Annotated in this window: 16 protein-coding genes; 8 read left to right on the top strand and 8 right to left on the bottom strand. The window is 56.8% G+C overall.

Translation table 11 applies throughout. The annotated features are described in order from the left end of the window. Positions 1-9: 9 nt before the first annotated feature. Both GJQ55_RS10650 and GJQ55_RS10645 read right to left on the bottom strand, forming a co-directional pair. A complete protein-coding gene (locus GJQ55_RS10650) occupies positions 10-492 on the bottom strand; it encodes a CreA family protein (protein WP_228344947.1) in 483 nt (160 codons plus the stop codon). After that, positions 489-1,544 carry a tRNA dihydrouridine synthase gene (locus GJQ55_RS10645; RefSeq protein WP_228344946.1) on the bottom strand — a complete coding sequence of 352 codons (1,056 nt, stop codon included), beginning with the start codon at positions 1,542-1,544 and terminating at the stop codon, positions 489-491. The genes GJQ55_RS10650 and GJQ55_RS10645 overlap by 4 nt, the downstream gene beginning before the upstream one ends. 480 nt (positions 1,545-2,024) lie before the next feature. On the opposite strand from GJQ55_RS10645, the gene GJQ55_RS10640 reads away from it, so the two are divergent. The 3 genes from GJQ55_RS10640 to GJQ55_RS10630 all read left to right on the top strand — a co-directional run bounded on the left by GJQ55_RS10640 (position 2,025) and on the right by GJQ55_RS10630 (position 5,415). Beyond that, positions 2,025-2,270, top strand: a complete 246-nt coding sequence (locus GJQ55_RS10640) for an OadG family protein (protein WP_228344945.1) — start codon at positions 2,025-2,027, stop codon at positions 2,268-2,270. A gap of 61 nt (positions 2,271-2,331) precedes the next feature. Further along, positions 2,332-4,101 (top strand): sodium-extruding oxaloacetate decarboxylase subunit alpha, encoded by a 1,770-nt coding sequence (gene oadA, locus GJQ55_RS10635; protein WP_228344944.1) that lies wholly within the window; start codon positions 2,332-2,334, stop codon positions 4,099-4,101. A gap of 9 nt (positions 4,102-4,110) precedes the next feature. Continuing rightward, a complete protein-coding gene (locus GJQ55_RS10630) occupies positions 4,111-5,415 on the top strand; it encodes a sodium ion-translocating decarboxylase subunit beta (RefSeq protein WP_228344943.1) in 1,305 nt (434 codons plus the stop codon). A 176-nt stretch (positions 5,416-5,591) separates the two neighbouring features. On the opposite strand, the gene mqo is transcribed toward GJQ55_RS10630, so the two are convergent. After that, positions 5,592-7,079: a malate dehydrogenase (quinone) gene (gene mqo / locus GJQ55_RS10625; RefSeq protein WP_228344942.1), complete on the bottom strand. Its 1,488-nt coding sequence runs from the start codon at positions 7,077-7,079 to the stop codon at positions 5,592-5,594. Between the two features lie 441 nt (positions 7,080-7,520). On the opposite strand from mqo, the gene GJQ55_RS10620 reads away from it, so the two are divergent. Then, complete coding sequence (locus GJQ55_RS10620; RefSeq protein WP_228344941.1) at positions 7,521-10,205, top strand: cation-translocating P-type ATPase; 2,685 nt, start codon at positions 7,521-7,523, stop codon at positions 10,203-10,205. Positions 10,206-10,214: 9 nt separating this feature from the next. Here GJQ55_RS10620 and GJQ55_RS10615 read toward each other — a convergent pair whose 3' ends face one another. Continuing rightward, positions 10,215-10,736 carry a GNAT family N-acetyltransferase gene (locus GJQ55_RS10615; protein ID WP_228344939.1) on the bottom strand — a complete coding sequence of 174 codons (522 nt, stop codon included), beginning with the start codon at positions 10,734-10,736 and terminating at the stop codon, positions 10,215-10,217. Positions 10,737-11,111: 375 nt separating this feature from the next. Here GJQ55_RS10615 and GJQ55_RS10610 point away from each other — a divergent pair, with 375 nt between their 5' ends. After that, entirely contained in the window at positions 11,112-11,651 is a 540-nt protein-coding gene (locus tag GJQ55_RS10610; RefSeq protein ID WP_228344938.1) for an REP-associated tyrosine transposase, read from the top strand. A gap of 602 nt (positions 11,652-12,253) precedes the next feature. Here the strand turns inward: GJQ55_RS10610 and gcvH are convergent. Together gcvH and GJQ55_RS10600 are read right to left on the bottom strand one after the other, a co-directional pair. Continuing rightward, positions 12,254-12,637, bottom strand: a complete 384-nt coding sequence (gcvH, locus tag GJQ55_RS10605; protein WP_228344937.1) for a glycine cleavage system protein GcvH — start codon at positions 12,635-12,637, stop codon at positions 12,254-12,256. A gap of 97 nt (positions 12,638-12,734) precedes the next feature. Then, entirely contained in the window at positions 12,735-13,391 is a 657-nt protein-coding gene (locus tag GJQ55_RS10600) for a TetR/AcrR family transcriptional regulator (protein ID WP_228344936.1), read from the bottom strand. A 173-nt stretch (positions 13,392-13,564) separates the two neighbouring features. On the opposite strand from GJQ55_RS10600, the gene GJQ55_RS10595 reads away from it, so the two are divergent. Next, a complete protein-coding gene (locus tag GJQ55_RS10595) occupies positions 13,565-14,650 on the top strand; it encodes an efflux RND transporter periplasmic adaptor subunit (protein ID WP_228344935.1) in 1,086 nt (361 codons plus the stop codon). Positions 14,651-14,659: 9 nt separating this feature from the next. After that, positions 14,660-17,695: an efflux RND transporter permease subunit gene (locus GJQ55_RS10590; RefSeq protein WP_228344934.1), complete on the top strand. Its 3,036-nt coding sequence runs from the start codon at positions 14,660-14,662 to the stop codon at positions 17,693-17,695. Positions 17,696-17,776: 81 nt separating this feature from the next. Here the strand turns inward: GJQ55_RS10590 and GJQ55_RS10585 are convergent, their stop codons facing one another. Then, positions 17,777-18,502 (bottom strand): TonB family protein, encoded by a 726-nt coding sequence (locus GJQ55_RS10585; protein ID WP_228344933.1) that lies wholly within the window; start codon positions 18,500-18,502, stop codon positions 17,777-17,779. A 166-nt stretch (positions 18,503-18,668) separates the two neighbouring features. Here GJQ55_RS10585 and GJQ55_RS10580 point away from each other — a divergent pair, with 166 nt between their 5' ends. Next, positions 18,669-19,271 carry a peroxiredoxin gene (locus tag GJQ55_RS10580; protein ID WP_228344932.1) on the top strand — a complete coding sequence of 201 codons (603 nt, stop codon included), beginning with the start codon at positions 18,669-18,671 and terminating at the stop codon, positions 19,269-19,271. A gap of 122 nt (positions 19,272-19,393) precedes the next feature. On the opposite strand, the gene GJQ55_RS10575 is transcribed toward GJQ55_RS10580, so the two are convergent. Beyond that, positions 19,394-22,153 (bottom strand): peroxidase family protein, encoded by a 2,760-nt coding sequence (locus GJQ55_RS10575; RefSeq protein ID WP_228344931.1) that lies wholly within the window; start codon positions 22,151-22,153, stop codon positions 19,394-19,396. Between the last annotated feature and the right edge of the window lie 235 nt (positions 22,154-22,388).

The raw sequence follows: 22,388 nt of genomic DNA, 5'->3' as shown, positions 1-22,388 counted from the left end.
GATGCTGAATTATCGCGGTGACGGAGCGCTGTCAGTGATCTGATACGCGCCCGTACCCCATAACGGAACGGTAGACAGGCTGTGCTTGTAGCTGCCGGATGTTTCTTTGGTGGAGTAGGAAACGTACATCAGCGTTTGGTTTTCGGCATCAAAAATCCGGCGCACTTTCATATTCTTAAAAAAGATGCTTTTGGATTTGCTGAAGATTACTTCGCCGGATTTGCTTTTATCGATGACGGCAATCATGGCGGCGGTAATCTCGCCGGTCTGACGACAAGAAATTGCGCTGTCGCTAGGGTCGGAAAAGTCCAAATCCGCTTCAACAGACGCAACATGACAGGTGACGCCGGTCACGACCGGATCATTCATAAAATCCAGCTTAATGTCTTTGGTGGTGAAGAGTCCCAGTGACACATCGCCCACTTCTGAATTGCTGCAACCGCTGATCAGAACAGCACAGGCCAGTAGTGCTGTGGTGTAAACCGATTTCATCGGTGTTCTCCCTGAAAAATGTTGTTTGTTGAGTTGGACGCAGACATTTCCGCTGACAATTCACGAATGCGGCCAAGAAAGGTTTCACGGTCGCGCTCGCGTTTTACCGCTTCAAAAATGGCGGCGATTTCCGGCGAGTGCAGGTTGAAATAATGCAGCCATTGTTTCAGTCGGTCGGTCAGGGATTTATCGCGCAGGTCGTCCAGTTTCGGCACCAGTTGCAGGAATAATTCCAGTTTTTGCTGCCAGCTGTGGGTTGTGTGTTCAACCAGCCCGTGGGCGGCTTTAATTTGCATGGCCAGGTCAGGCACCGATACCAGCCCGCGGCCGATCATAATCAGATCAGAACCGCTTTCCTGCATACATTGTTGTGCCTGCGCCGGCGTCCAGATTTCGCCGTTGGCGATTACCGGAATAGCCACCACCTCTTTAATACGGGCAATCCAGTCCCAGTAAGCCGGGGGTTTATAGCCTTCGGTCTTGGTGCGCGCATGCACGGTTAACCATTGAATGCCGCCTTCCGCCAATGCCAGAGCATTTTCCAGTGCGTTGTCTTTATCCAGATACCCCAGCCGCATTTTGGCACTGACCGGAATTTCCGGCCCTACGGCTTCACGCACGGCGCGGGCAATACGGTGTAATAAATCCGGGTACTGCAGCAATACCGCGCCGCCCTGACTGCGGTTAACGGTTTTGGCCGGGCAGCCGAAGTTCAGGTCAATGGCCGGTGCGCCCAAGCGAGCCGCTTTACGTGCGTTGGCAGCCATCAGAAAGGGGTCGGAACCCAGCAGCTGAATGTGCACCGGGGTGCCGGCCGGTGTGCGGCCGCCGTTGTCCAGCTCCGGGCAGTAGCGGCGGAACACTTTGGCCGGGTACACCTGTTCGGTGACGCGGATGAATTCGGTGACGCAATGATCAATGCCGCCGACGCGGGTCAGAATGTCGCGCAGATGGTGGTCCATCAGGCCTTCCATTGGCGCTAACGCAATATAGGGGCGTTGAGGCTGTTGCTGAAACGGCAGGGTGCCGGTAAAGGCCAGAGCGTGCGACATGGTTTCCGGAGGTGGCGGGGTGAAGGGGCGGCAGTATAGCGGTGCGCAGGGGGTACCGGAAGTTAGGGAGTCTCTGAACAACTCTGCACAGCTCTGCGCGAGTCTTTCCGGGCTGTAGAGCAAGGCGGCGAACGCAGAGAATGGCGAGCCCTTTTCAAGTTCGCCAACGCCGCTATACGGCCCGGAAAGCCGCGCCCTACGGGGATTGCAGGAAAGCCCTGACTCGGTGTCGCCGGGTTTTGACAGAACCCGCTATGCCTGCAACCCGGCTTCGTGACTCAGAACTTTCCTGCAATCCAGAGCGGGCACCGAGTTATTCAGAGGCTCCCTGGCAGGATCAGACCATCGCGGGGCCGGTTGGTTGCGTTGCACAGGGTTTTTCAAGTAACCTGTGCCGGTTTGTCATGCTGAAAAGCAGGTTGTTTTGTGCCTGAACGACGGCGGCAAGCACTGGAATAATCATACTGAGGAGCCTCCCTGATGTCTGAGCACAGTCTCGTCACACAGGGTTTGGAACTGATGGTGTTTGGTATGGGCGTGGTATTCGTCTTTTTGGCGATGCTGGTCGTCGTAACCACCCTGATGTCCAAGCTGGTAAATAAAATCGTACCTGAAGCGGAACTGGTTGCTGCCCCTGTGCGCGCCAAGCCCCAGCAAGGTGTGGACCCGCAGTTGCTGAAAGTACTTTCAGCCGCGGTAAAAGAGCATCGCGCGCGCCAAAAGTAGCACGCGGTTACAATAACCCCGAACGTTAACAAACGTTTAAAGGAAGAAAAGGTCATCACCCATGCCCGTTTCTAAGAAACTCGGAATTACCGACGTCGTACTGCGCGACGCTCATCAGTCTATTTTGGCAACCCGTATGCGTATCGACGATATGCTGCCGATTGCGTCCAAACTCGATCAGGTTGGTTACTGGTCACTCGAATCCTGGGGCGGCGCTACGTTCGACTCCTGCATTCGTTTCCTCGGTGAAGATCCCTGGGATCGTATCCGTGAATTCAAAAAAGCCATGCCGAACACCCAACAGCAAATGCTGCTGCGTGGTCAGAACCTGCTGGGCTACCGTCATTATGCCGATGACGTGGTAGAAAAATTTGTTGAGCGCGCTGCCACCAATGGTGTGGATGTATTCCGCGTGTTCGACGCCATGAACGATCCGCGCAACCTGGAAACTGCTTTAAAAGCAGTTAAAAAACAGGGCAAACACGCGCAGGCCACGCTGTCTTACACCACCAGCCCGGTACACACGCTGGAAGCCTGGGTAAGCCTGGCCAAACAAATCGAAGATATGGGTGCCGATTCCATCGCCATTAAAGATATGGCCGGTGTACTCACTCCGTATGCTGCTTTCGAGCTGGTATCCCGTCTGAAAGCCCAGACTGACCTGGAAGTGCAGCTGCACGCCCATGCCACCGCCGGTCTGTCTGATATGACCATTCTGAAAGCCGTTGAAGCCGGTATTGACCGTGTGGATACCGCTATTTCTTCTATGTCTATGACGTATGGCCACACCGCTACTGAGTCTGTGGTGGCGGCCCTGGCCGGTACCGAGCGTGACACTGGTCTGGATCTGTTGCTGATCGAAGAAATTGCTGCTTACTTCCGTGAAGTCCGTAAGAAGTACGCCAAGTTTGAAGGCGCCCTGAAAGGCACCGACAGCCGCATTCTGGTGGCTCAGGTTCCCGGTGGCATGCTGACCAACATGGAAAACCAGCTGCGTGAGCAGGGTGCTTCCGACAAGTTCGACGCTGTACTGGCCGAAATTCCGCGCGTGCGTGAAGACCTGGGCTGGATTCCGCTGGTAACCCCGACTTCGCAGATCGTGGGTACTCAGGCGGTACTGAACGTACTGAGCGGCGAGCGTTACAAGTCTATCTCCAAAGAAACTCAGGGCATCCTGAAAGGCGAATACGGTGCCGCTCCGGCTGCCATGAACGCTGAACTGCAGGCCCGTGTTCTGGATGGCAAAGAAGCCATTACCTGTCGTCCGGCTGACCTGATCGAAAACGAACTGGATAAAGTGATCGCCGACGTTGAGAAGCTGGCGGCCGAAAAAGGCTTCAAGCTGGCCACCGACAAGATCGACGACGCCCTCACTTACGCCATGTTCCCGCAGATTGCGCCGAAGTTCCTGGCCAACCGTGGCAACCCGGATGCCTTTGAGCCGGCACCGAAAGGCGACGCAGAAGACACCTACACCATCACCGTAGACGGCAACGAATACGTGGTGAAAGTGAACGAAGGCGGTGACGTTACTCAGCTGGCGGCTGTTAACGGCGCACCAACCTCACTGGGTGGTTCTGCACCAGCCGCTGGTGCTGCTCCGGTTGCTGCCGGTGGTGGTGAGCCGGTTGCTTCGCCGTTGGCGGGTAACATCTTCAAAGTGCTGGTACAGCCGGGTGATCAGGTAGCGGAAGGCGATCTGGTGCTGATTCTGGAAGCCATGAAAATGGAAACCGAAATCCGCGCTCCGAAAGCCGGTACCATTGGCAGCGTAACCGCCAAAGAGGGTACTGCCGTGAAAGTAGGCGATACCCTGTACACCATCGCTTAAGGAGATGTCATGGAACTTTTGATTAAGTTATGGCATGACACCGGCCTTTACCATGTTGAACCAGGTCAGCTGGTAATGATGCTGGTCGCCTGTGTGATGTTGTATCTGGCCATTAAAAAAGGCTTCGAGCCGTTACTGCTGCTGCCGATTGCCGCCGGTACCCTGCTGGTGAACGTACCGGGTGCGGGCATGGGCTGGTCAGCGGCTGAGCAAGCCATTCGTCTGGGTACTGATCCGGCCTTGCTGGACAGCTTCCGTACGCTGTTCCAGCTGGATGCCGCTGCCACCAAAGAAGCTTTGCTGCAGGCCTATTACAATGCTGACACTGTAACCGGTGCCAAAGTGTTGAAATTGGCCAGTGAAGCAGGCTTTGAAAGTGGCATGCTCTACACCTTCTATAAGGTCACTATTGCCAGTGGTATTGCACCGCTGCTGATCTTTATGGGGGTGGGTGCCATGACCGATTTCGGTCCGCTGCTGGCGAATCCGAAAACCCTGATGCTGGGTGCAGCTGCTCAGTTTGGTATCTTCGGTACGCTGTTCGGGGCTGCTGCGTTGAGCCAGGTTGGTCTGATGGATTTCACCATCCAGCAGGCAGCTGCGATTGGTATTATCGGTGGTGCCGATGGCCCGACCTCCATTTTCGTGGCGTCAAAGCTGGCGCCGGAATTGCTGGGTGCTATTGCCGTTGCTGCGTATTCCTACATGGCGTTGGTACCGCTGATTCAGCCACCGATTATGCGTGCGCTGACCAGTGAGCAGGAACGTAAGATCAAGATGACGCAGCTGCGCACCGTATCCAAAGCCGAGAAGATCGTATTCCCGGTGGCGGTACTGGTGCTGGTAGCTCTGTTGTTGCCTTCTGCGGCCCCGCTGCTGGGTATGTTCTGCTTCGGTAACCTGATGAAGGAATCCGGTGTGGTTGAGCGTCTGAGCGATACCGCACAGAACGCCCTGATAAACATCGTAACCATTTTCCTCGGCTTGTCCGTGGGTTACAAAATGAGTTCAGATGCGTTCCTGAATACCAGTACCATTTCTATCGTGGTATTGGGTCTGATCGCCTTTGCGTTTGGTACCGCGGCCGGTGTTCTGATGGCTAAACTGATGAACGCAGTTACCAAAGATCCGATCAACCCGTTGATTGGTTCGGCCGGTGTATCGGCGGTGCCGATGGCCGCGCGGGTATCCAACAAAGTAGGCCTGGAAGCCAACCCGCAGAACTTCCTGCTGATGCACGCCATGGGCCCGAACGTGGCCGGTGTCATCGGTTCGGCAGTGGCCGCGGGTGTGATGATCTCTTACTTCAGCTGATCATTCACTGCGCTATGAAAAACGGCACCCTCGGGTGCCGTTTTTTTTGCTTGTTTGGCGTACGGATAGCGCGCAGATGCACTTTGACGGACATAAAAAAACGGCACGTGATCAGCGTGCCGTTTTTATTCGCCCTATAAGTCCGGGCTGGTCTTTCTGCCTTCAGGCTGACTTGTTCAGTCTGATTTCTTCAGGCCCAGTGTACTCAGCGTACGCTCACGGATACTGAGCAACAGCCCGGCATCGGTTTTCAGGTTCTGGCCGTAAGACGGAATCATACCCTGCAGGCGGGTTTTCCATTCACCCTGCATGCGGTCGGCAAAGCAGCGTTCCAGCACCTCGATCATGGCCTGTACCGCCACCGAAGCACCCGGTGAGGCACCCAGTAGCGCGGCCAGGGAGCCATCTTTGCTGGCTACCAGTTCGGTACCGAACTCCAGCTTGCCACGGCCCTGCGCATCTTTCTTGATGATCTGTACCCGCTGGCCGGCTTCCGCCAACGTCCAGTCGGTATCTTTGCAGTCCGGGAAGTAATGACGCAGCGTGGCAACGCGATCGGCGTGCGACTGCATCACTTCACCAATCAGGTACTTGGTCAGATCCATATTGTTGATACCGACCGACATCATCGGAATCAGGTTGCTGATGCTCACCGACTTCAGCAGGTCCAGCTTGGAACCGGCTTTCAGGAACTTGGTGGTAAACCCGGCATAAGGACCGAACAACAAGGCCGGCTCACCATTGATGATGCGGGTATCCAGGTGTGGTACCGACATCGGTGGCGCACCAATGGCGGCTTTACCATATACCTTGGCGTGATGCTGGCTGACGATGCTCTGGTCTTTGCACACCAGCCACTGACCGGATACCGGGAAACCGCCGTAACCGTTGGCTTCGTCAATACCAGACGCCTGCAGCAGCGGCAGGGCGCCGCCGCCGGCACCGAGGAACACGAAGCGGGCATTGATGGTTTGCTTGTCGCCGCTGTTGCGGTCTTCCACTTCAATAAACCAGCTGCCGTCATCGGCGTGGTCGAAGTCGTCCACTTCATGGTTCAGCAGCAGGCTGAAATGCGGGTTGTCCTGCAGACGGGCGACCATGTTGCGGGTGAGCGAGCCAAAATCCACATCGGCACCGTAGGCAACCCGGGTGGCGGCCACTTTTTCGGCCGGATCGCGGCCGTTCATCACCAGTGGCATCCATTCACGCAGTACCGCCGGGTCTTCGCTGTACTCCATATCTTTAAACAGATGATGGGCGCTGAGTTTTTCATAGCGCTGGCGCAGGAAAGCGACGTTGGCTTCGCCCCACACAAAGCTGAGGTGCGGCGTGGTGTTGATAAAGCGTGACGGCTCTGGCAGGCCACCGGTTTCCACCAGATGGGTCCAGAACTGCAGGGAGATTTCAAAATTGGCGTTGATGGTCAGCGCGCGGTCGATGCTGACATTACCCTGAGCATCTTCGGGGGTGTAGTTCAGCTCACAGTAGCCGGCGTGGCCGGTACCGGCATTATTCCAGCCATCGGTGCTTTCATGAGCGACATGGTCGAGCCGTTCAACCATGGTAATTTTGAGGGACGGGTCCAGCCTGGTAAGCAGGGTTCCCAGCGTCGCACTCATCACCCCGCCACCGACGAGGAGCACATCGACCTTTTGTATAGTCATCAGGATTTCGCCTTTAATTCAGAAAATCAAAATCTGCAGGTGCCTGTCACTCCCGCCGTGGGCTTGTGGCCCGGATTTCTGCCGGACTTCTGATCCTGAGAAATGGGGGAGCATTAAACCGACGCTTTATACACAGCGCCATCGACCGGGACAACCACTGAGTCCCGTGTTACTACTAACGTATATCCCGGGGTGGCTGCCAGAGGTAGCCGCCTGTAATCGCCCGCTATTATAGCGCCGACTGCGCATCAGAGCAGGTAGCAACTGCGAAAAGGTTGTTACAGATCGGACTTGCCAGTATTCCACACCGTCAGAAAGGCCGTTGGCGGTTGACTTTTCCTTACGTCCTGAGCGGTTTTTCGTTGATTTTACGCATAGAGATGCCGGTTAAAACTTTTTAGACTGGTCGCAACTGTTACTTATGCTTTGCAGGGATGTGGTATGCCGGATTCTGCTGAACGTTCATCGTCTGTCCCACCGTTGTATCAATTGACCGCTGCCACCGTGCGGCAGCAATTACACGCCAGTGAGCCTTTGTCAGCGGCGCAAGCCGCTGCTCGTCTGCAACAACATGGGCCGAACAGCATTCCCGCGCAGCCGCCGCGCAGCCTGTTGGCGCGGTTGTGGGCGCAGGTCAGCAACCTGCTGATTCTGGTGCTGGTCAGTGCGTCAGTCATTACCGCCATGCTCGGCCACTGGGTCGACAGTGGCGTGATTATGGCGGTGGTGGTGCTGCAAACCCTGATTGGTCTGATTCAGGAAGGTAAGGCCGAGCAGGCGCTGGCCGCCATTCACCATATGCTGGCACCGACCGCGGCGGTGATCCGTGACGGTCATGGTCAGCGCATTGCAGCGGTTGAACTGGTGCCCGGCGATACCGTGCTGCTGGAACCTGGCGACCGGGTGCCGGCGGATATCCGCCTGGAGCGCTGCGCCAACCTGACCATTGATGAATCCGTTCTGACCGGTGAATCGCTGGCGGTGGAAAAAAATGCCGACGCACTCAGCGGTGAACAACCGCTGGGCGACCAGCTGAATATGGCTTTTTCCGGCACGCTGGTAACCCGTGGTACCGGCCGTGGCGTGGTGGTGGCGACGGGCAGCAAGACTGAAATCGGCCGTATTTCCGGCTTATTACAAAGCACCACGCAGCTGCAGACACCGCTGCTGGCGCAGATGGATGAGTTTGCCCGTTTTATTTCGCTGGTGGTGATCGGCACCGGTGCCGCCATTCTGGGGCTGGGCTACTTACTCAGTGATTTACCCTTCCCGGAATTATTTATGGCGGTGGTGGGTTTAACGGTGGCGGCGATTCCGGAAGGCTTGCCGGCCATTCTCACCATTACCCTGGCCGTCGGCGTGCGCCGCATGGCCAGCCGCAAAGCGGTGATCCGGCGCATGCCGGCGATTGAAACCCTGGGCGCGGTGTCGGTGATCTGCTCGGATAAAACCGGCACTTTAACGCGCAATGAAATGATGGTGGCCGCGGTGGCGGCCGCCGAGCAGCAGCTGGCGGTGAGCGGCGCGGGTTATGCAATGGATGGTGAGCTGGCGACGGGGTTATCGGCGGAGCTGCAACAGCAGATCGCCCGCGCCGCCAGCCTGTGCAACGACGCCTCGGTCAGCCGGCAGGACGGCCAGGTCAGCATTCATGGCGACCCGATGGAAGCTGCCTTGCAGGTGCTGGCGCACAAACTGGGTGAGTTGCCGGATGACCTCAGTCGCCAATGGCCGCGCAGCGATGAAATTCCCTTTGATGCTGAGCATCGCTTTATGGCAACGCTGAATCACGACCACCGTGGTCAGCGTATGATCTGGGTAAAAGGGGCGCCGGAGGCCATTCTGCAGCGTTGCAGCACTCAACTGGATAACAACCTGCAGCCGCAGCCTCTGCAACCGGAAACCTGGCAACAGGTGATTGCGGATTTTGCCGCCCAGGGGCAGCGGGTGCTGGCATTGGCCTGCAAGCCGGCCGAGCGGCCGGAATTACAGATGGACGATATTCAGGAGCTGCAGTTGCTCGCGCTGGTGGGTCTGATGGACCCGCCACGGCAGGAAGCCATTGACGCCGTGGCCGAATGTCAGGCCGCCGGCATTCAGGTAAAAATGATCACCGGCGACCATGCCCTTACCGCCGGAGCCATTGCCGCCCGGCTGGGGCTGCAGAACCCTGAGCAGGTGATGACCGGGGCGGAGCTGGATGGCCTGAGTGATGAGCAGCTGCAGCAGCGGGTTGGACAGGTAAGCGTATTTGCCCGCACCAGCCCGGAGCACAAGCTGCGACTGGTACAGGCCATTCAGCAGGAACATGGCGTGGTGGCCATGACCGGCGATGGTGTTAACGATGCACCGGCGCTGAAAACCGCCGATGTCGGCATTGCCATGGGCCAGAAAGGTTCGGAAGCGGCGCGGGAAGCTTCAGCCGTGGTGCTGCTGGATGATAACTTCGCCAGCCTGGCGGCGGCGGTGCAGGAAGGCCGTACCGTCTACCAGAACCTGAAAAAATCCGTGGCCTTTCTGCTGCCGATTAACGGCGGTGAATCCATCAGCCTGATTGTGGCGCTGCTGTGGGGCTTAACCCTGCCCATCGCGCCGCTGCAAATTTTATGGGTGAACATGGTCAGCTCGGTGATTCTGGCCATGACACTGGCGTTTGAACCGGCCGAACCGGATGTGATGCAACGCCAGCCGCGCCGGCGCGATGAACCGCTGCTCAGCCGCTTTCTGGTGGAGCGGGTGGTGCTGGTATCGCTGCTGTTTCTGGCGGGTATTTTTGCCGCCTGGAACTGGGGCATGGCCCGTACCGGTGATGGCACTTACGCCAGCACGCTGGCGGTGAATGCGCTGGTGGCCATGGAGCTGTTTTATTTATTTGCGGTGCGCTACCTCGATACCCCGTCTATTACCCTGCGTGGCGTGCTGGGTACGCCGTTGATCTGGCTGGCCATTGCTGCGCTGGTATTGGTGCAGAGCCTGTTCACCTGGGTGCCCTGGTTCCAGCGCACCTTTAACACCGCATCACTCGATGCTCCGGCGCTGCTGTTTGCCGTGGGCTGCGGTGTGGCGGTGTTGCTGATTCTGGAACTGGAAAGCGCGGTGCGGCGGCGGTTTTTTACCGCCGCCTGACCGGCCTGCTTACGGCTGACCCGCCAGCTGGCGGGTCAAATACTGCGCCTCGCCATACACACGGATTTTCTCCCGTACTTCCGCCTGCTGCGATACCGGATGTTCGCTGTGAAACCCATAGCGCTGCCAGAAGGGCTGTGAGCCCTGAATCGCAATCAGGCTGGCCTGTGCCAGTTGGCGTTGCTGCGCGGCGTGGAAAAATGCCTGCATTAAGGGCTGGCTGAGTTTTAGCCCGCGTGCGGCCGGGTCAATCGCTAAGTCGTGCAGATACAAGCTGTCGGCCGCAGCTGGCAGGGTTAAATCATCGGCATCCAGCGCCGGTGGCTTAGCCAGTTGGATGGGCAGCGCGAACACATACGCCAGCAAACCCGCACCGGAGCCCTGCTCCACCACAAAGGCACAATCGGGCGCGATGGCCAGCTTATTGGCGTAGGCCGAGGCCCGTTCCGGCTCGATGCTGGTGTAACAGAGCGCCTGAATGCGCAGAATTTCAGGAATATCGGCAGGCAGAGCGGGGCGGAGAGCAGGCATAGCAAAGACACAAAGGCATGAATATTGGAGCGGGGAGTGTAACCGATTGGCACGGTGAAGGGCATGGATGGGGTATCCCGCGCAATACGCTATAAACCGTAATGCACAATAAGCTATAAATGGTAATACATAATAAGCTATAAACATCTGGCTCCCACGCTCGGCGTGGTAGCCCTTGCTGGTACCGTTGCGTTCCCACGCGGAGCGGGGGAACGAGGAAATTGCGTTTTCATCATCTAACTGGCTCCCTCGCTCTGCGTGGCAGCCCTTGCTGGTACCGTTGCATTCCCACGCGGAGCGTGGGAACGAGGAAAGCAGGTTAACTGGCTCCCACGCTCTGCGTGGTAGCCTTGAGCTGGAAACAAGGAGTGTTTCATGGGCCGTAGTCGTTACAGATTTATTTATCCCGATCAACCGCATTTTATGACCCTGACGGTGCAGGGGTGGTTGCCTGTCTTTACCCGACCTGAGTCTGTAGACATTCTGCTGCAATCGTTTCGCTTTTTGATGAATGAAGGTCTGCGCATTCACGCCTGGGTTATTCTTGAAAACCACCTGCACCTGATAGCTCAAAGTCAGCAGCTTGATAAAGACATTACCCGGTTCAAATCCTTCACCGCTCGTCAGCTTCTGGATTACTTACAGCAGAGAAAAGCCACGACCTTGCTGAACCAGTTTCAGCAACTAAAACTTGCCCATAAAACCGACCGTCAATGGCAGCTCTGGCAAGAAGGTGTTCATCCTGAATGGATCAGCAGTTCGGAGATGATGAAGCAAAAGATCGAATATATTCATCAGAATCCGGTCAAGCGGGGATATGTTGATAACGCCGAACACTGGCGCTATTCCAGTGCCAGAGACTACGCCTATAGCGAAGGACTGCTGCCGGTGGATAAGAGCTGGTGGTCTGAATAGGTCTCACTGGCTCCGACGCTCGGCGTGGCAGCCCTTGCTGGTACCGTTGCATTCCCACGCGGAGCGTGGGAACGAGGAATGCGGAGCGTTGGAATAACTGGCTCCCACGCTCGGCGTGGTAGTCCTTGCTGGTACCGTTGCATTCCCACACAGAGCGTGGGAACGAGGAAAGAGCTGGTGGTCTGAATAGGTCTCACTGGCTCCCACGCTCGGCGTGGCAGCCCTTGCTGGTACCGTTGCATTCCCACGCGGAGCGTGGGAACGAGGAAAGATTTTTAACTGGCTCCCACGCTCTGCGTGGTAGTCCTTGCTGGTACCATTGCATTCCCACGCGGAGCGTGGGAACGAGGAATGTGGAGCGTTGGAATAACTGGCTCCCACGCTCTGCGTGGTAGTCCTTGCTGGTACCGTTGCGTTCCCACGCGGAGCATGGGAACGAGGAAAGATTCATCTGGCTCCCACGCTCTGCGTGGTAGCCCTTGCTGGTACTGTTGTGTTCCCACACGGAGCGTGGGAACGAGGAAACGCGGAGCATGGGAACGAGGAAAGATTTTTCGCCGGGAATACCGCCAGTTCACGGCCGTAACACAGGCACGGCCAGCTTATTCGCAGGTGGCAGCGTAAGCGTCGGCGTCCAGCAGGTTGTCCAGGTCGGCAGCATCGACCGGCTCAATTTTGAAAAACCAGCCTTTGCCGTACGGGTCTTCATTCACCAGTTCCGGCGTGTCCGGCAGCGCTTCGTTAATAGCAGTAATACGGCCAGCCACCGGGGCGTAGACGTCGGAGGCACTTTTTACCGATTCAACCACGGCCACATCCTGTTCTGCGCCCACATCGGCACCGTTTTCCGGCAGTTCAACAAACACCACATCACCAAGTTGTTGTTGGGCAAAGTCGGTGATGCCAACGGTAAAAGTGCCATCGGCTTCGGCACGGATCCACTGATGCGAGGTGCTGTATTTCAGATCGGTCGGGTTATTGCTCATGCGGTTTCTCCATGGTTAACCGGTAATGCGCTGCGGGCATAGTATAAAACCGGCGAGTATAACGGGTTCGTTGCAAGCGGGCATCTGTCCGGTTGTGTCAGTTCAGGCCGGGCAGGGGTTGTGGCTGTTGCTGCAGGCTGCGCAGGGTGAACTGAATCTGCCGCTGCAGCATGATGTCGATACTGGCCGGCAGTGGCCGGCGGGCGAACAGGTCGTCGATGCTGAGCAGGGCAAAACCGTGAATATTCGACCAGCAGGCGTTGGCCAGCAGCAGGGGGGAATGCGCTATAAATTCGCCGCTGCTTATGCCCTGTTCAATCAGTTGCAGCAAAATGCTGAAGCCGCGATTGCCCGCCTGTACCAGCGCCGGATATTGGTCGCGCTGCACAATGGCGCTGCCGAACATCAGGCGGTATTTTTCCGGATTCTGCAGGGCATAACGCAGATAGGCTTCGCCAGCCAGTTGCATATTGGCGGCGGCACTTTGCTGTGGGCGGATCAGTGCTGCGGTGCTGTCGGCCAGTTCGTTAAACGCCTGGGTGGCCAGCTCGGCCAGCAGGGCGTTTTTGTCGGTGAAATGGCGGTAGGGGGCGGTTTGCGAGACGCCGATATTGCGTGCCAGCGCCCGCAGGCTGAGGTTTTCTACGCCTTCGCGGCGGATGCACAGAATGGCTTCCTGCAGCAGGGCTTCGCGCAGGTTGCCATGATGGTAGCTGCTGGTTTCTGCGCTTTGATGTTGATCCGGGCCGGACATGCTGGGCTTCCTATAAGGTCTGCGGCCATTCAACCTGCCTGTTGCCGCAGCGTCAATAGCACAGCCGTTGACCGCGCGACCCGCTCCGGCATAGTATGTTTTCGGTGTAAACATGGCGACCGCCAGGTCGCTGTTCAGCCCATCCCACTGATAACAATAACCGGGGTTCTGTCATGCTGATGTCTGTTACCACAGGTCTGCGCCTGTGCCTGTTCGTATTCCTGGGTTGGTTGCCGTTCGTGCAGGCCCAGCCGGCCGCTACGCCACAATCTGCTTTGCCGGTTGAGGTGGTGACGGTTGAGTGGCAGGACTATGCCCGCCCGGTGCGTTTCAGTGGGGTGCTGGAAAATAAATCGGAACAGAATCTGGCCTTTAAAATCAGTGGGTTAGTGCGCAAAGTTCTGGTGAATGAAGGCCAGTGGGTCAAAGAAGGTCAGCTGCTGGCGGCGCTCGATCTGGAGGAAATTGACGCACAGGTCGCCAAGGCCGAATCGGTACTGGCCAATGCCGAGCGTAATCTGGCCCGTTTTCAGTCGTTGCAGGGTTCCGATGCCTTATCGGTTGAACAATTACAAACGGCGGAAACGCAGGCCGATGTGGCGCGTTCCGATCTGACCGTGGCGCGTTTTAATCAGCGTCATGCGGTTATTCGCGCACCGGCCGACGGCCGTATTCTGAAACGGGTCATCGAAAATAACGAAATGGTTGCCCCCGGTACCCCCGCCTTTTTGTTTGCGCCGCGCCAGAGCGGCTGGGTGTTACGCGGTGGCGTCAGCGACCGCGATATTGTGCGCTTAAGCCTGGAAGATCAGGCCGCGGTGCAGTTTGATGCCTTTCCTGGTCAGTCTTTCCCTGCCCGTATCAGCGAACTGGCGGCGCGGGCAGATCAGAGCCAAACCTTTGGGGTAGAACTGCGGGTGCTGGAGCAAGGCAGTCAGCCGTTACTGGCCGGTTTTGTTGGCCATGCCAGTATTACCCCGGTGCATACCCGTCCGGCCATTTTGCTGCCGCCGGCCGCCATGGTGCGCGCCTTCCGCAGTGAGCAGGCGCGCCAGCTGGGCATGCAAAGTGAAGTGGAAGTCTTTGTGGTGAACGCGCAGCAGCAGGCCGAATTGCGGCGCCTGCCGCTGCTGGCGCTGGAGTCGGGCCAGCTGGTCATTACCGGCGGGCTGGACGAGGGCGAGCAGGTGGTGGTGGCCGGTGCCGCGTATTTAAGCCCTGGCCGTGCGGTCAGTGTTGTGCAACAGCGCGGCCACTGAGGGCAGACCATGCAATTACCTGAGCTGGCGATCCGCAATCACCAATTTACCTGGGTGATGTTTTTATTGTTGGTGCTGCTGGGGGTGGTGTCATTTTTTACCATGCCCCGGTCGGAAGACCCGCAATTCGATTTTTCTGCCGCCATGATTAAGGTGGTGAATCCGGGTACCACGCCACTGGATATGGAAAAACTGGTGGTCGATCCGATTGAAGACGTCCTGAATGAACTGGACGATGTGCGCGAAATTAAAACCGACATTGAAGATGGCCTGGCGGTGATCCGCATTGAGTTTTTATACGGCACCAATGCGGAAGATAAATACGATGATGTGGTAGCGGCGGTGGCCCGTATCCGCAACGAGTTACCGGCCAGTATTGTGGCGCTGGATATCGATAAAATTTCCCCCGCCGATGTCAGCATTCTGCAACTGGCGCTGGTATCAGAACAGGCGGACTACAGCGAGTTGAAAAAACACGCCGAAACCCTGGAGCAACAGCTGGAACGGGTGGCGGGGGTTAAACGGGTCGATATTGCCGCGCTGCCAGCGCTGGAAGTACAGATTCAGATTCAGCAACGCAAAGCCAATGCACTGGGTATCAGTCTGGATAGCATTGCCGCCGCGGTACAAAGTGCGGCACAGAATTTACCCGGTGGTCACGCCCATGCCGGCGACCGGCGGTTTACGGTGCGCACCAGCGGCGATTATGAATCGCTGGAAGCCATTGCCGCGACGGTGGTGCGCGCCGAAGGCAGCCGCATTATTTATTTGCGCGACCTGGCTCACATTACCCTGGCCGAAACCCTGCCCGGTTACCGGGCCCGGTTGAACGGTGAAAAAGCGGTTTTTCTGGCGGCGGTACAACGCAAAGGCAGCCAGATTTTTCAGGTCCGTGATGGCATGGAAACCGTGCTGCAGAACTATCAACAAAATCGCTTACCGGGGCATATCCGTCTCGATGTGGTGATGGATCAATCCCTGAGTGTGGCGCGTCAGATCAGCCATTTTTTTGATAATTTAAATCAGGGTCTGGTGCTGGTGGCGGTGCTGTCGGTTCTGGTGTTGGGGTTGCGCCCGGCGCTGGTGGTGGTGGCGGCGATTCCGTTATCCATTTTTATTGCCATTGGCTGGGTGGATATTGCCGGTTTCGGTTTGCAGCAGATGTCCATTGTCGGTCTGGTGATTGCACTGGGTTTGCTGGTGGACAACGCCATTGTGGTGGTGGAAAACGTCAGTCGTCATTTGCGTGATGGGGATACTCCGGCCGAAGCCGCGGTGCGTGGCAGCTCCCAGGTCGCCTGGGCAGTGGCGTCAGGGACGTTAACCACAGTGTTGGCGTTTTTACCCATGCTGCTGATGCAGAACGGCTCGGGTACCTTTATGCGCGCCATGCCGGTGACCGTGGTGCTGACGTTATTTGCGTCATTATTGGTGGCGTTAACCCTGACGCCGTTGCTGGCCAGCCGGCTGGGGCGTTCGGATAAAATCCCCCTGGCGCAGCGCTTATTAATGCGCGTCGCCGGTGGTAGCTATGAGCGTCATTTAAACCGTGCATTGCAGCGGCCGGGACGGGTGTTAAGCATTTCGGTGCTGCTGTTAATCGGCTCGCTGACGTTGTTTCCTTTTATCGGCGTCAGCTTATTTCCGAAAGCGGAAAAACCCATGTTGCTGGTGAATATTGATATGCCGGAAGGCAGCAGTTTTGACCAGACCGATGCCATGACGGCACGGGTTGAAGCGCTGGTGCGCCAGCATCCGCTGGTGGTGGATATTGCCGCCAATATTGGCCGCGGTAATCCGCGCGTGTATTACAACACCATGCCGTCGCGGCAGACGGTGAATTATGCACAATTATTTGTCAGCCTCAGCGCGCATGAATTAGCTCAGGTAGAACCGTTAGTGGCGACCTTACGCCAGCAACTGGTGCAGATTCCCGGCGCACAAATTACCGTAAAAGAATTCCTGCAGGGGCCGGCGGTGGAAGCGCCGGTGGAAATCCGCGTGCTGGGTGAAGTATTAAGCGATATTCAGCAGGTGGCGCAGCAGGTCACCGAACAGATGGAACAAACGCCCGGGCTGGTGGGCATTGATAACCCGGCCGGGCATTTTAAAGTGGATCTGCACGTACAGATTAACCGCGATAAAGCCGCGTTACTGGGCATTCCGTTAAGCACCATTGACCGCACCATCCGCACCGCACTGGTGGGCACGCCGGTGGGGCTGTTCCGGGACAGCGATGGCGAGGAATATCAGCTGGTATTGCGGCTGTCGGAATACAGTTCGCCGCAGTTGCAGACCTTTGCCGATATTCAGATTCCCACCGCTCAGGGCACATTGGTGCCGCTGTTGCAGCTGGCGTCGCTGGAACCGGAAACCAGCATTGCCCGCTTCCAGCATTTTGATACCGAACGCATGGCCCGGGTAACCGCCGATGTGTTACCCGGTTTTACCACCGAAGCGGTGACCAATGATCTGGTGGCGCGCTTACAGCAACTGCAATTACCCACCGGCGTGCATTTTACCGTGGGCGGTGAACAGGCAAACCGCAAAGAAGCTTTCGGTGGTATGGCGAAAGCCCTGCTGCTGACGGTGATGGGCATTTTTGCCGTGCTGGTGCTGCAGTTCCGTTCCTTTGTGCAGCCGCTGATTGTGTTTGCGGCCATTCCTTTCGCCATTATCGGCGCGTTACTGGCGTTATTTTTCACCGGCTTTACCTTCAGTTTTACCGCCTTTATCGGCTTAACCTCGCTGGTCGGTATTGTGGTGAATAACTCCATTATTCTGGTGGATTACGCCAACCAGATGCGCCGCGATGGCATGACGGTCATGGAAGCCATTGCGGCAGCCGCGCAAACCCGTTTTGTGCCCATTGTGCTGACCACATTGACGACCGTGGGTGGGTTATTACCGCTGACGCTGTCGGGTTCTGGCATGTGGGCACCGATGGGCTGGGCCATTATCGGTGGTTTGCTGGTATCGACCCTGCTGACGCTGATTGTGGTGCCGGTGTTGTACCGGATGTTGGCGGGCAAAACGGCGGGTTAGGGGTTCTGGGTTGAGCGTTGGGCGTGCTTTGTCATTCAACGCCGGGCACACAGAACCCTGAACGCATAACGCTTAACCATTTTACTCTTCCGTCTTAATCGTCGGCCGGAATATGTAGTCGGCCGGCAACTCCGCCGGCACCGGCGGGAACGGGTTGGCGGCCATTACGGCTTTCATGGCCCAGTCATCCAGCCTGGGGTTGCCGCTGCTGTGAATTACCTGAATGTTCGTGGCCAGTTGGCGGTAGCTGAACTGAATTTCCAGCCGTACGCTGCCCTTTAAACCGGCCGGTGCGCGCAAGCGCTGGCGCAGGTGCGCTAATAATTGTTGCTGGTAGCTGTATTCCAGCGGGTCGCTGGCTTGTTCTTCTTTACTGAAGGTCAGGCCCGGGCGGCTGTCGGGCTGTTCGCCATCAGGGGTGGTTGATACTGCGCTGCTGGTGTTCTTATTGGTGGTCTGCGCGGTTTGTTCAGGGCTGGCAGGCTGTGGCACGGATGGCAGCGGGCGGCTGGCGGCGTTAGTGGTCTGTAGCGGCTTAGTTGGTGGCTGCGGTTGAGGGGGTGTTGGCGGTAATGGCTGGTTCGCAGGAGCGGCCGTCTGACTTGCCGCTGTATCGTGGCGGACAGGGGCCTGCGGCTCGGGGCTGCGGATTTTCGCCAGAATAACCACCGGCTGGGGCTGAGCCTGTGGCCAGTGCCAGCCCGGTGCCAGTAACAGGCTGTGCAGCAACAGGGAAGCAGCCAGCATTCCCAGCAACAGACGGTGCTGGTTAAGCCGTATGACTAATGCAGAAAATCCTTTCAGCACAAGGACTTATCCTGTTTCTGGTGAGCGGTTACAGGCGCTGCCGGCATTCTTGTTGTGGGTAGGCGCTGCCCGATACGCCATGTATGATACCAGCTCTGTACCGTTCTGCCGCCCGGCAGCCGGTTGATCCGATGATGTATTTCTGCAACTCAAAGGGAGTTAAACAATGAGCGTTCTGGTAGGTAAAAAAGCCCCCGATTTCACCGTTCCGGCGGTACTGGGTAATGGCACCATCGTAGATTCCTATAACTTCGCTGAAGCCACCAAAGGCAAATACGCCCTGGTGTTCTTCTACCCGCTGGATTTCACCTTCGTGTGCCCGTCTGAGCTGATCGCTCTGGATCACCGTATGGATGCCTTCAAGCAACTGGGTGTGGAAGTGATCTCGGTTTCCATCGATTCACATTTCACTCACAACGCCTGGCGTAACACCCCGGTGGATAAAGGCGGCATTGGTGCGGTTAAGTACACCATGGCGGCTGACGTTGACCACGGTATCTGTAAAGCCTACGACGTAGAAACCGCCGGTGGCGTGGCGCTGCGTGGTGCGTTCCTGATCGACAAAGAAGGCGTGATCCGCGCTGCCAACATCAACGACCTGCCGCTGGGCCGTAACATTGATGAGCTGGTGCGTCTGGTTGAAGCCCTGCAATTCCACGAAGCCCACGGCGAAGTGTGCCCGGCTGGCTGGAAGAAAGGCGATAAAGGTATGAACGCTTCTCCGGAAGGCGTAGCTAAATACCTGGCCGAAGAAGCCGGCAAGCTGTAAGCAGCGCCGCTTTTTCGCTTCCATAAAAAAACCGCCGCAGTTATCTGCGGCGGTTTTTTTATAGGTCTTATAAAGGGGTTACGGCGAACCGTAACCCCTTATTGCAACCATCAACCGGCGGATTACCGGTCTTCGTAACGCTGATGCTTGAAGAAGATGCCGGAGTCGCCGAAAGCGGAGGCAGCAAATTCAGAGGTCAGCACAATCTCACCCACTTTCACCGCGCTGTTGCGGCGTTCAGAGGCATAGCGGGCGGCAATGCTGCTGAAAATGGAGTTCTGGATCGATTTGTCAGTCGCGTAGACATCGTACAGCTTGGTGCCGGCCGGCAGGCTCAGCAGGTCAGTACGGAAATCGTGTGCCGCGGTGCTGAAGCGGTTTTTCACGTCAGCCGCCGGTACGAAGTAGATCTGGGTCGGTGACTTGGCATTCGCAGCCGCGCTACCGTCAGAGTTTACTTCGGCCATGGCGTTCACCATCAGTTGCGTCGGCTTGGTGGTGACCAGCGAGAACAGAATGGTGCTGCCCAGAGTGTCGTTGGCTTCCGGACGCACATATTGTGACAGCTCGTTGGCAAACAGGTTGTAGTTGTTGCCCTGGCCGGTCAGAGTGTACAGCGCAGCAACGTTTTCAGACGGCTTGCCATCGATAAAGGTTTTCCATGCCAGACCTGGCTGGACGCCACGTTTGGCCGGATCACCGGTTACCGACATGCGCAGCAGACCACATTCGTTACCTTTGAACACACCGGTATACGGATGGTTGGCGGTGGCATTAAAGGCTACTTTGGCCACCGCACCGTGCGGATGGATCGGCTTGGTATGGCCAACCGGAGCAACGTCGCCAACGTAGCGGACTTTGTCCCACAGAATGCGGCTGATCATAGCGCGGGTGTCTACATCCGGAATCGCCGGCAGTTCGCCTTCGGCATAGGTCGTGCGCTTCACACCGTTGGTCCACAGCAGCTCCTGCTTGGCACAGGCATCCCACTGATCGTAGTCAGCCGGAATGTTCAGACCCCAGGGTTTGAAGGCGTTATCGACGCCCACCAGAGAGGTGTTCAGTTGCGGGAAGTGACGGTTCAGCACGTCCACCATGGTGTTGTTTTCTACCCAGTCATAACCTTCCTGAGTATAAACTTCCGGGGTGTAGTGCGAGGTGAAGAAACGGTCAGCAATGATGCGACGGGAAGCGTTCATGATGAAAATCTGGAATGCGGTTTCGCCGAAGGCGAAGCCTTCCGGACGCACAGTTTCCGCCATCATGCCGACCAGTGTGTCGATCATTTCAACGTTGTTGTTATACAAACGCTTCAGATCGGCCAGGGTTTTCGGATCTTTGGTCAGATCTTCAAACTTGGTGATCGGGTTCAGGCCAATCTGACGACGGAATTCGTTGTAACGCGGTACACCACGCTCACGGTCACGGATTACGTCGATAGCGGCGATGTCCATTTTGCCGACGATCGGCAGATCCAGATTACGCAGGAATTCCGGGTTGTTGTTCAGTACCAGGGCGCCCGGGTTGGTGATACCGAAGGAGTACCACAGACGGTCAGAACCTTCACGGTCCAGCATGTCTTCGGCGGCGCCGTCACGGGTTTCTTCCAGGGCAACGCTCTTGTCGACGACGTTAGAACCGATGTCGTAAATATCGATATTGTCACGCATCAGCGGGTGCATACGGTAAACCGAGACGAATTCTTCGGTCAGGGTAAACGGAACACCGGCGTTGTCAGACTTACGCGCACCAGCCAGACCGGTAATCGCCCATTCCAGGAAGTCGCCTTTTTCCATGGCTTCAGCCAGTTTCGGGTCAAGACCCAGAATGCGGCGGATCCAGGAATCTTTTTTGGCCAGATCTTCATAAATCTTGTCCAGTTCGGCGCCGTACTTGTCACGCTTGTTGGCGTCACCAGCCAGACCCCACCAGTTGGCGTACATGGCACGCTCGGTAACCGGGTTGGCAATGATGGCCGGCGTCCATTCAACAGTGTGAATTTTCGCCATCAGGGCGGAGTTGACCAGACGGGCTTTGTCGTACAGCCACTGATCATCTTTATCCGGGTAGCTGGCCGCCAGTGTTTCAGCAATAGCGTTGTGCTCTTTTACGAACAGCTGGTGCAGCATGCTCAGACCGACCCACCAGTTATCCACAAAACCGGTTTTCGGCAGACCAGAGAAGAATTCACGCGGCAGGGTGCCATCGGCATTCACGGTCAGACGACCGCCCTGGAATTCACGGATGCTGTTGGAGGTTTCCAGATCACTGCCGTAAATCTGCGAGCCATCCCACCAGTGGGTAACATGGTTCTGATAGCTGTCCGGCAAGTGTGCTTCAGAGGCGATGCGGGTGGTATCCGGTTGGGTACGACGCACTTTCAGAGTACCGGAACCCATGCTGTCGCCGGCCGGCAGCGGCACTTCAATCGGGTTTTCGGCGCTGTTTTCGCCATGGAAGAACCAGTCGTGGGTCATGAACTGAATCCAGCTGGCAGCAATGAAGTTAACCGAGGTGGCCGGTTTGAAATCATCGCCACGGGACAGCAGTACGTTACTGACTTCACGCGGGTTCGGAGTTAACAGGGTGTCGGCTTCCGTTTCGCCCTGAGCGGCGGACAGTTCAACGTTACGGCCGAAACGACGCATAACCGAACCTTCTGACGGGTTTTCCAGAATGTTACAGGTACCGTTTTCGGTACGGGCATTCAGGCTGCGTTCATCACAGTTGATGTCGGCGTTGTATTCATCCCAGCGTTCGAAATCAAACAGGTTGTTTTTGAACAACTCCTGCCGTTCGGCAGCCAGTGTAATTAAGCCAGCAAAAATCCCGAGGGTGCCGAGCTTGACCAGCGAGGGCCAGGTAACCCAGATACTGTTCATGTGGTGATCTCCGTTTATCGTTATTGTTGGGCCGTGCGTTGAGTACTGACGGCATAACCGGCAGCTGCGGCAGTGAATCACGATAAAAGAGAGGGTGGCTGGTGGTTTTTTGTAGGTATTCTGAGTTTGGCCTGAAGGGTTACATTGTGTAACTTTTTAGTGGTCTTTGTGTAACGTGGTGGCGCAAGTGGTCTTACATTGTCCGGTTGTTTCCGGCCAGTAGGGGTTATTTCCC

Origin of the sequence: Venatoribacter cucullus (assembly GCF_016132445.1) — a bacterium.
Taxonomy (GTDB): Bacteria; Pseudomonadota; Gammaproteobacteria; order Pseudomonadales; family Oceanobacteraceae; genus Venatoribacter; species Venatoribacter cucullus.
Note: the sequence above shows the minus strand (reverse complement) of the source record. Positions and strands in the feature narration are given on the sequence as shown.

What these genes read in the sequence shown, in the direction of transcription:
- GJQ55_RS10640 (WP_228344945.1), top strand. Translation starts at nt 2,025, where the DNA reads ATGTCTGAGCACAGTCTCGTCACACAGGGTTTGGAACTGATGGTGTTT.
- GJQ55_RS10590 (WP_228344934.1), top strand. Translation starts at nt 14,660, where the DNA reads ATGCAATTACCTGAGCTGGCGATCCGCAATCACCAATTTACCTGGGTG.
- GJQ55_RS10610 (WP_228344938.1), top strand. Translation starts at nt 11,112, where the DNA reads ATGGGCCGTAGTCGTTACAGATTTATTTATCCCGATCAACCGCATTTT.
- GJQ55_RS10580 (WP_228344932.1), top strand. Translation starts at nt 18,669, where the DNA reads ATGAGCGTTCTGGTAGGTAAAAAAGCCCCCGATTTCACCGTTCCGGCG.
- GJQ55_RS10650 (WP_228344947.1), bottom strand. Translation starts at nt 492, where the DNA reads ATGAAATCGGTTTACACCACAGCACTACTGGCCTGTGCTGTTCTGATC.
- GJQ55_RS10620 (WP_228344941.1), top strand. Translation starts at nt 7,521, where the DNA reads ATGCCGGATTCTGCTGAACGTTCATCGTCTGTCCCACCGTTGTATCAA.
- GJQ55_RS10595 (WP_228344935.1), top strand. Translation starts at nt 13,565, where the DNA reads ATGCTGATGTCTGTTACCACAGGTCTGCGCCTGTGCCTGTTCGTATTC.
- GJQ55_RS10645 (WP_228344946.1), bottom strand. Translation starts at nt 1,544, where the DNA reads ATGTCGCACGCTCTGGCCTTTACCGGCACCCTGCCGTTTCAGCAACAG.
- GJQ55_RS10575 (WP_228344931.1), bottom strand. Translation starts at nt 22,153, where the DNA reads ATGAACAGTATCTGGGTTACCTGGCCCTCGCTGGTCAAGCTCGGCACC.
- GJQ55_RS10630 (WP_228344943.1), top strand. Translation starts at nt 4,111, where the DNA reads ATGGAACTTTTGATTAAGTTATGGCATGACACCGGCCTTTACCATGTT.
- oadA (WP_228344944.1), top strand. Translation starts at nt 2,332, where the DNA reads ATGCCCGTTTCTAAGAAACTCGGAATTACCGACGTCGTACTGCGCGAC.
- GJQ55_RS10615 (WP_228344939.1), bottom strand. Translation starts at nt 10,736, where the DNA reads ATGCCTGCTCTCCGCCCCGCTCTGCCTGCCGATATTCCTGAAATTCTG.
- GJQ55_RS10600 (WP_228344936.1), bottom strand. Translation starts at nt 13,391, where the DNA reads ATGTCCGGCCCGGATCAACATCAAAGCGCAGAAACCAGCAGCTACCAT.
- mqo (WP_228344942.1), bottom strand. Translation starts at nt 7,079, where the DNA reads ATGACTATACAAAAGGTCGATGTGCTCCTCGTCGGTGGCGGGGTGATG.
- gcvH (WP_228344937.1), bottom strand. Translation starts at nt 12,637, where the DNA reads ATGAGCAATAACCCGACCGATCTGAAATACAGCACCTCGCATCAGTGG.